Origin of the sequence: Sphingomonas mangrovi, assembly GCF_047975845.1 — a bacterium.
GTDB lineage: Bacteria > Pseudomonadota > Alphaproteobacteria > Sphingomonadales > Sphingomonadaceae > Sphingomonas.
In genome coordinates, this window is sequence record NZ_JBIUCZ010000020.1 from 56,570 (window position 1) to 63,843 (window position 7,274).

10 protein-coding genes are annotated in these 7,274 nt (G+C 70.3%); 5 read left to right on the forward strand and 5 right to left on the reverse strand.

Annotated features, from left to right (window positions below):
* Positions 1-15: 15 nt before the first annotated feature.
* Entirely contained in the window at positions 16-576 is a 561-nt protein-coding gene (locus tag ACBY01_RS10985) for a hypothetical protein (protein WP_416460882.1), read from the reverse strand.
* A gap of 61 nt (positions 577-637) precedes the next feature.
* Here ACBY01_RS10985 and ACBY01_RS10990 point away from each other — a divergent pair, with 61 nt between their 5' ends.
* Entirely contained in the window at positions 638-1,309 is a 672-nt protein-coding gene (locus tag ACBY01_RS10990) for a glutathione S-transferase family protein (protein WP_416460884.1), read from the forward strand.
* A 69-nt stretch (positions 1,310-1,378) separates the two neighbouring features.
* Complete coding sequence (locus ACBY01_RS10995) at positions 1,379-2,230, forward strand: SDR family oxidoreductase (protein WP_416460885.1); 852 nt, start codon at positions 1,379-1,381, stop codon at positions 2,228-2,230.
* Positions 2,231-2,335: 105 nt separating this feature from the next.
* On the opposite strand, the gene ACBY01_RS11000 is transcribed toward ACBY01_RS10995, so the two are convergent.
* Positions 2,336-2,959, reverse strand: coding sequence for a YbhB/YbcL family Raf kinase inhibitor-like protein (locus ACBY01_RS11000; RefSeq protein ID WP_416460886.1), 624 nt, complete (start codon positions 2,957-2,959; stop codon positions 2,336-2,338).
* Between the two features lie 115 nt (positions 2,960-3,074).
* Between ACBY01_RS11000 and ACBY01_RS11005 the strand changes: the two genes are divergently transcribed.
* Positions 3,075-3,596, forward strand: a complete 522-nt coding sequence (locus tag ACBY01_RS11005; RefSeq protein ID WP_416460887.1) for a hypothetical protein — start codon at positions 3,075-3,077, stop codon at positions 3,594-3,596.
* Positions 3,596-4,075 carry a DUF421 domain-containing protein gene (locus ACBY01_RS11010; RefSeq protein WP_416460890.1) on the forward strand — a complete coding sequence of 160 codons (480 nt, stop codon included), beginning with the start codon at positions 3,596-3,598 and terminating at the stop codon, positions 4,073-4,075. Before ACBY01_RS11005 ends, ACBY01_RS11010 begins: the two co-directional genes overlap by 1 nt.
* Before the next feature lie 4 nt (positions 4,076-4,079).
* Here the strand turns inward: ACBY01_RS11010 and ACBY01_RS11015 are convergent, their stop codons facing one another.
* The 3 genes from ACBY01_RS11015 to ACBY01_RS11025 all read right to left on the reverse strand — a co-directional run bounded on the left by ACBY01_RS11015 (position 4,080) and on the right by ACBY01_RS11025 (position 6,167).
* Positions 4,080-4,220, reverse strand: coding sequence for a hypothetical protein (locus tag ACBY01_RS11015; RefSeq protein WP_416460891.1), 141 nt, complete (start codon positions 4,218-4,220; stop codon positions 4,080-4,082).
* Between the two features lie 254 nt (positions 4,221-4,474).
* Positions 4,475-5,548 (reverse strand): GGDEF domain-containing protein, encoded by a 1,074-nt coding sequence (locus ACBY01_RS11020; RefSeq protein WP_416460892.1) that lies wholly within the window; start codon positions 5,546-5,548, stop codon positions 4,475-4,477.
* 67 nt (positions 5,549-5,615) lie between these two features.
* A complete protein-coding gene (locus tag ACBY01_RS11025; protein WP_416460893.1) occupies positions 5,616-6,167 on the reverse strand; it encodes a peroxiredoxin in 552 nt (183 codons plus the stop codon).
* A gap of 102 nt (positions 6,168-6,269) precedes the next feature.
* Between ACBY01_RS11025 and hisN the strand changes: the two genes are divergently transcribed.
* Positions 6,270-7,055 (forward strand): histidinol-phosphatase, encoded by a 786-nt coding sequence (hisN, locus tag ACBY01_RS11030; RefSeq protein ID WP_416460894.1) that lies wholly within the window; start codon positions 6,270-6,272, stop codon positions 7,053-7,055.
* Positions 7,056-7,274: the final 219 nt, after the last annotated feature.

The window sequence follows — 7,274 nt, forward strand, 5'->3', positions numbered from 1 at the left end:
GCGTTGCCCTCCCGGTCAGTTCCGGGAGGGCAATCCCTGCTTCCGGTTGCGCACCGCCAGCCAGCCGAACGCGGCGTAGACGGCGAGCGCCGGCCAGCCGCCGTCGGTCACGAACAGATAGGCGACGCCGATCGCCGCGCTCCCTCCGAGCAGCCCCAGCATCCAGCGCGGCGGGAAGTCGCGCGCGAGCAGCGCCGCACCGGCGACGGTCGCCAGGAGCGCGTTGATCCCCAGCCACAGATAGGAGGCGGTGCGGCCGATCGATCCGGCGAACGGCAGCTTGACCGTCGCATAGCCGGTCATCGCGTTGGGAAAGGTGTCGGCGGCCAAGTGCAGCCCGACGCCGAGCGCGAGGCCCGCCGCCGCCGCCCGCCAGCGCGGCACCAGCAGCAGCAGCGCCGGGAGCAGCGGCCCGTGGGTCAGGATGCTGCGGTGGACCAGCCCCAGCGACAGATCGAGGTCGGGCAGCGTCGTGCCGGCCACGCACGCGAGCAGCACCGCCGCGCCCCGCGCACGCCGGTCCGGCGACAGCTCCGCCAGCAGGATCGCGCCCGCCAGCCACAGCAGCGCGGTCATTCGCTCCGTTTAAGCATCAAGCCCCTTCCGCCGAACCCCCGCGCCGCTTAACAGCAAAGCCATGTGGCAGCTCCTGCAATTTCCGTTGTGTCCCTTCTCGCGCAAGGTCCGCCTGCTGCTGTCGGAAAAGGGCGTCGGCTACGAGCCGGTGCGTGAGTCCCCCTGGGCGCGCCGCGACGAGTTCCTCGACATCAACCCCGCCGGCCAGACGCCGGTGATGGTCGACCTGGAGCGCGGCGTCACGCTGATCGATTCGATGGCGATCTGCGAGTTCTTCGAGGAGACGGTCGACAAGGCGGCGATGCTCAACGGCACCGCCGCCGACCGGGCGGAAATCCGCCGGCTGGTGACCTGGTTCGACACCCAGTTCTTCCGCGAGATCACCGGGCCGCTGCTGCTCGAGCGCATGGAGAAGCGCATCGTCCACCGCCTGCCGCCCGACACGCGCGCGCTGCGCGACGCGATGAAGGCGGCGGTCGAGCATCTCGACTATATCGACTATCTGCTCGATCACCGCGCCTGGCTGGGCGGTGCGACGATGAGCCTCGCCGATCTGGCGGCGGCGGCGCAGATCTCGGTCGCCGACTATCTCGGCGGGATCGACTGGAAGACGCACACCTCGGCCAAGCGCTGGTACGTGGGCATGAAGAGCCGCCCGAGCTTCCGCCCGCTCCTCGCCGAGCGGATGGAAGGCGTCGCGCCCCCGCCCGACTACGAGAAGCTCGACCTCTAACCCGCGTCGGAACCTCGGCCGCGGCCTCCCGTTCTCCGGCTAACCCCCAGAGACGAGGAGCCTTTCGCGATGTCCACGGTCGAACCGATGATCCACGAGGATGCGCTGCCCGGCCATGAGAGCCGGATGGACGACAAGCCCGAATGGCAGCCGCGCTATCCCGGGTCGGGCCGGCTGAAGGGCAAGGTCGCGCTGGTCACCGGCGCCGACAGCGGCATCGGCCGCGCGGTCGCCGCGCTCTATGCGCGCGAGGGCGCCGACGTCGCGATCCTCTATCTGTGCGAGCACGACGACGCCGAGAAGACCGCCGAGATCGTCCGCGGCGAGGGCCGGCGCGCGCTCACCATCGCCGGCGACGTCGGCGACAAGGCGTTCTGCGACGACGCCATCGCCAAGGTGATCGCCGAATTCGGCAAGCTCGACGTGCTGGTCAACAACGCCGGCGAGCAGCATGCCGACAAGGAGATCACCGACATCACCGAGGCACAGCTGCGCCGCACCTTCCAGACCAACATCTTCGGGATGTTCTTCCTGGTGCAGGCGGCGATGCCGCACCTGAAATCGGGCGCGGCGATCGTCAACTGCACCTCGATCACCATGTACCAGGGGTCGAAGGAACTGCTCGACTATTCCTCGACCAAGGGGGCGATCACCGCCTTCACCCGCAGCCTCTCGGAGAATCTCATCGAGAAGGGCATCCGCGTGAACGCCGTCGCGCCGGGACCGATCTGGACCCCGCTCAACCCCTCGGGCGGGGCGACGCCGGAGAAGCTCGCGACCTTCGGCGAGACCACGCCGATGGGCCGCCGCGGCGAACCCAACGAGGTCGCACCCTCGTTCCTGTTCCTCGCCTGCGAGGATTCGAGCTACATGTCGGGCCAAGTGCTCCACCCGAACGGCGGCACCGTCGTCAACGGCTAAGCCCGGCGGTTCTCGTGCTCCCGCGAAAGCGGGAGCCCAGGGCCCCGCACGCTACGGTAGCACGGCTTGGCCCTGGGTCCCCGCCTGCGCGGGGACACGCCGGGTTCAAGCGGGCGACGGTACCGCGCTGCCCACCGGACCGATGTCGGCCGGTTCGTCGCGCGAATAGGTGCCGACGAGCAGCCCGGCGGCGAGCACGCGGCCGGCCATCGCCTCCACCACCGCGCTGCGCCCCGGCGTCGGATCGAGGTCTTCACCCGGTCCCAGGGCGAACAGCTGGAAGACGTAGCGGTGTTCGCCGTGGCCGCTCGGCGGATCGGGCGGCAGCCAGCCCTCGCGCAGATAGCTGTTGCGGCCCACGTCGGTCCCGTCGGGCGTCCCGTCGCCATCCGCGCGGATGGCCCCCTCGCCCAGCTGGTCGGTGGCCGGCGGCATTCCCCAGACGATGGCATGAACCAGCGGCTGCGCGGCGGGGGCATCGGGATCCTCGACCACCAGCGCGAGCGTGTCGGTGCCCGCCGGCACGCCCGTCCAGTAGAGCGGCGGCGACACGCCCGTGCCGTCGGCGGTGAAGCGCTCGGGCAGGCGCGCGCCGTCGGCGAAGGCGGGGCTCGACAGGGTCAGCGCCTCGAACTGGCCCAGCGTCTCGTCGACGATGGTGAGCTTGCTCGCACCCGCGCGAACGTCGTGGAGGATCGCGCCCAGCCAGCGCGGCAGATGTTCCAGCATCTCGACTCCTTGCTTGTTCCCCACCTTCAACCGACCAGCGCCCGCTTGGCTCCCGCTGCAACCCGGACATGCCGATGTTCGTTACACCGACAGAACAAGCGACGGGGCGGAAGTCATGGCCAGCTATCCCGACGGACTGGGGGAAGTGCATGCCGCACGGCGCGGCCGGCTCCACCGCCACGCGAGTCTCGTCTCGCTGATCGTCCTGGGCGCGCTGATGGCGCTGGCGCTGTCCGGGCTGCTCGCCGGCGGCCGTGCGCACACCACGCTCGCCGCCGCGCCCGGGGCGACGCTGGGCGTGTCCGCGCCGAGCATCCTGCGCAACGGCGAGTTCTTCGAGATGCGCGTCGCGGTGGAGGCCAAGGTGCCGATCGCGGACGCGACCCTCGCCATCCCGCCCGAACTGTGGCGCGACATGACGATCAATTCGCAGGTCCCGGCCGCGAGCGAGGAGGCGTTCGAGGACGGTGCCTTCGCCTTCCACTACGGCCCCCTCAAGCCGGGCGAGCGGCTGGAGATCAAGATCGACGGGCAGATCAACCCGCCGCTGACGCTCGGCACCCGCGGCTTCGTGCGGCTACAGGACGGCGACCGCGCGATCGTCACCGCCCCCGTTGCGATCGGAGTGCTTCCCTGATGGATATCGTGCTGCGCGCCACCGCGATGTTCGCGATCGTGTTCCTGCTGCTGCGCCTGCTCGGCAAGCGCGAGCTGGGGCAGATGACACCGTTCGAGTTCGTGACGCTGGTGGTGATCGGCGACCTGATCCAGCAGGGGATCACCCACAACGACTTCAGCCTCACCGGCGCGACGCTGGCGATCTGCACCTTCGCCTTCTGGAGCGTGGTGCTCGGCTGGCTGGTCTATCTCGTGCCTTGGCTCAAGCCGGCGCTGGAGGGCACGCCGCGCATCATCATCCGCGACGGCGAACTGCTGGAGGACAACCTCCGGCGCGACCGGATGACTCGCGCCGAGGTGGAGTCGGAGATGCGGCTGGCGGGGATCGCCACGATCCGCGACGTCGCCTGGGCCATTCTGGAGCCGCAGGGCAAGATCAGCTTCATCCGGTGCGACGACGCCTCGTCGCGGCAGACCGACGACGACAAGCGCGGCTGATCGGTCAGGCGAAGGCGAACGGCGTGCCGGCGACGACGATCAGCGTCGCGGTGGCGGCGAAGGCGGCGAGCGCGATGCGGAACTGGCGCATGGCAGATCTCCTGCGGGGCCGGTCAGGCGAGCGGAACGACCGAGGCGGCGGCACTGATCGTCAGCGAGGCGAAGGCGATCGCGGCGACGAACGAGGCGAGGCTGAGCTGCAGCGTGTGGAGCCGGGTCGACATGGTGGAAACTCCCTGATCCTCGGCCCGCCAGACCATCCGGCGGCCGATGCCAGAAGCTTTGCAGGGCTCGTGCCAGTTTCCTAAGTCGTTGGAATCGCGACGTACGACACCGCCGCGCTGATCCACTTGGTAAAATCCACCAAGCCGAACCGGTCCTCTACGCCATCCTTCGGCGTCAGGCGCACACCACGCTGTTCCGCCCCTGGGTTTTGGCGAGGTAGAGGCACGAGTCCGCGCGCCAATAGACCGCCTCCAGGCCCTCGCCCGGCTCCGCCTGGACCAGCCCGGCGGAGATGGTGATCTGGCGAAGCGACATGCCGCCGTGGCTGCCAAGCTCGAAGCGGTTGGCGGCGATCCGCTCGCGCGCCGCCTCGACGGTGGCGAAGGCGGCGTCCAGATTGGTGCCGGTAAACAGCACCGCGAACTCTTCGCCCCCATAGCGTGCGACGAGATGCTCGCCGAACGCCGCCTGCAGCGACGCGGCGATCCCCTTGAGCACGCTATCGCCGACGCCGTGGCCGAAGCGATCGTTGATCGCCTTGAAGTGGTCGACGTCGCAGATCGCCATCACCCGCGTGGTGCCGGCGGCGCGCTCGAACGCCTCGGCGAAGGCGCGACGGTTGGCGAGGCCGGTCAACGGATCGCAGCGCGCATCGGCCTGCGCCGCGCCGAGTGCGCCGCGCAGCTCGCCCGCCTCCTGCCGCGCCTGCTCGAGCCGCCATTCGGCATGGTAGAGCCGCTCGAGCATCGCCGCCGCGATCGCCGCCGGCGCTTCGAACAGCGCCGGGCCGCCGGCCTCGCCGCCGTGGATCGCCGCGGCGGTCGCGGTGGCGAGGTCGCGCCCCAGCCCCTGCGTCTCGGCCAGCATCGTGCGGACGGTGACCTCGAACTCCTCGATCTGCATGCGGGTGCGCGCCATCAGCCCGTCGGCCTGCGCATGCAGCGTCTCCAGCGGCCATGCGGAAAGCGCGCCGAGCTGCACCTCGCGCCGCATCAGCGATTCGACGTCCGAGGGTGCCAGCCGCACCCCGCGATCGACCAGCGCGCGCACCGCCTGGGCGAGCGCCCCATGCGGTTCGCTCAGCACGCGATAGGCGAAGTCGTAGTTGGCAGGGGTCGGATCGAGCCGCTGATCGGCCAGGAAGGCGCCGATCCGATCGAACAGCGCGCGCGACTCGGACGCCGCGTCCGGCACAGCCGCCGCGTCGCCGCTCCAGGTCTTCGACCGCGCTCGTTGATCTCCCGTCACGATGGCGTGCCCCTCCCGCACCTGCGTTGACGTAACCGTCAAACGCGCGAAAAGCGATGGTGATTCGCTAGGGGTGCGCGGCGTGGTCCTTGTGCCACGCCTGGACCGCGGCGAGCGTGCGCTGGACGTGCTCGATCGGGCTGGCATCGTCGTGCGCGTAGAGGATGCGTCCGTCGGGGGCGATCACGTAGCTCGTCCGGCTGGTCGCGGCGCGACCGGCGATCTGCCGGCCCAGCGCCACGTCGTAGCCGCGGATCACGCGCGACGTGGCGCTCGCCACCGCGAACTTGCCCGCGCAATGCTGGGTGGAGAAGCGCTCCAGCCGGTCGATCGGATCGGCGGACATGCCGATCACCGTCGCACCCGCGGCGCGGAACGCGTCGACCGATTCGGCGAAGGCGCGCGCCTCGGCATTGCAGCCGCCGGTGAAGGCGGCCGGGAAGAAATAGAGCACCACCGGCCCCTTGCGCAGTTGCGAGCGCAGGTGGAGCGTGAACGGTTTTCCGGCGATCGCCCCCTTGGCGACGAAGTCGGGCGCCTTGGCACCGGGCGCGAGCGCGGCCTGCGCCGGCGCGGCGAACGGCAGCAACAAGGTGGCGACGAGCAGTATCGAACGCATCGGCGAACTCCCGTAGCGAATGGGATAGCCTAGCGACCCAGGATGGCCGCGTCACGCGGCTTCGTGGTTGGCGCCCGCGCGTGCCGCCGCTAGGGTCGGAAAATGCCTGTTTCCCAGACCGATATCGACCTCGCCCTGCGCCTCGCGGATGCCGCCGGCGCCGCGATCCGCCCCCGCTTCCGCGCCGAATACGGGCTGGAGACCAAGGAGGACGCCTCCCCCGTCACCCTGGCCGACAAGGAGGCCGAAGCGGCGATGCGCCGGCTGCTCGTCGCCGAGCGGCCGAAGGACGGCATCCTGGGCGAGGAAGAGGGCGAGCGGCCGGGCACCAGCGGCCGCCAGTGGGTGCTCGACCCGATCGACGGCACCCGCGCGTTCATCGCCGGGCGGCCGATCTTCGGCACGCTGATCGCGCTGGTCGAGGACGGCTGGCCCGTGCTCGGCATCATCGACCAGCCGATCCTGCGCGAGCGCTGGCTGGGCGTGGTCGGCCGCCCGACGACGCTCAACGGCCAGGAAGTGCGCACCCGCCGCTGCCGCGACCTGGCGGACGCGCTGCTCGCCACCACCTCTCCCGCGCTGTTCACCGACGACCAGCTGCACGCCTTCGAGCATGTCGACGCGGCGGTGCGCAGCACGGTGCTGGGCGGCGACTGCTACAACTATGCCTGCCTGGCGTCGGGACACCTCGACGTGGTGATCGAGGCGGAGCTGAAGCTCCACGACTTCGCCGCGCTGGTGCCGGTGGTCGAGGGTGCGGGCGGGCGCATGTGCGACTGGGCCGGCGACCCGCTCCACGCCGGCAGCATCGGCGAGGTCATCGCCGCGGGCGATCCCGCGCGGATCGACGATCTTCTGGACGCACTCGCCTGCCGCGGGGGGCTTTGAAGGGAGGCGCCCCCCTCCCCGTCATGCTGACGAAGAAAGCCCCACCGTCATGCCAGCGAAGGCTGGCATCTCTCGCGGCAAGAGCGCGCGCCTAGCCGCAGGAGACCTCAGCCTTCGCGGGACCTTTGCATAAAGCTGGGGATGTGATTCTCTTCGCTGGGTATCGGAGAGATGAGATGCGCAAGCAGACGAGGCCGGCGTCCTTTGCGGACCTGTTGG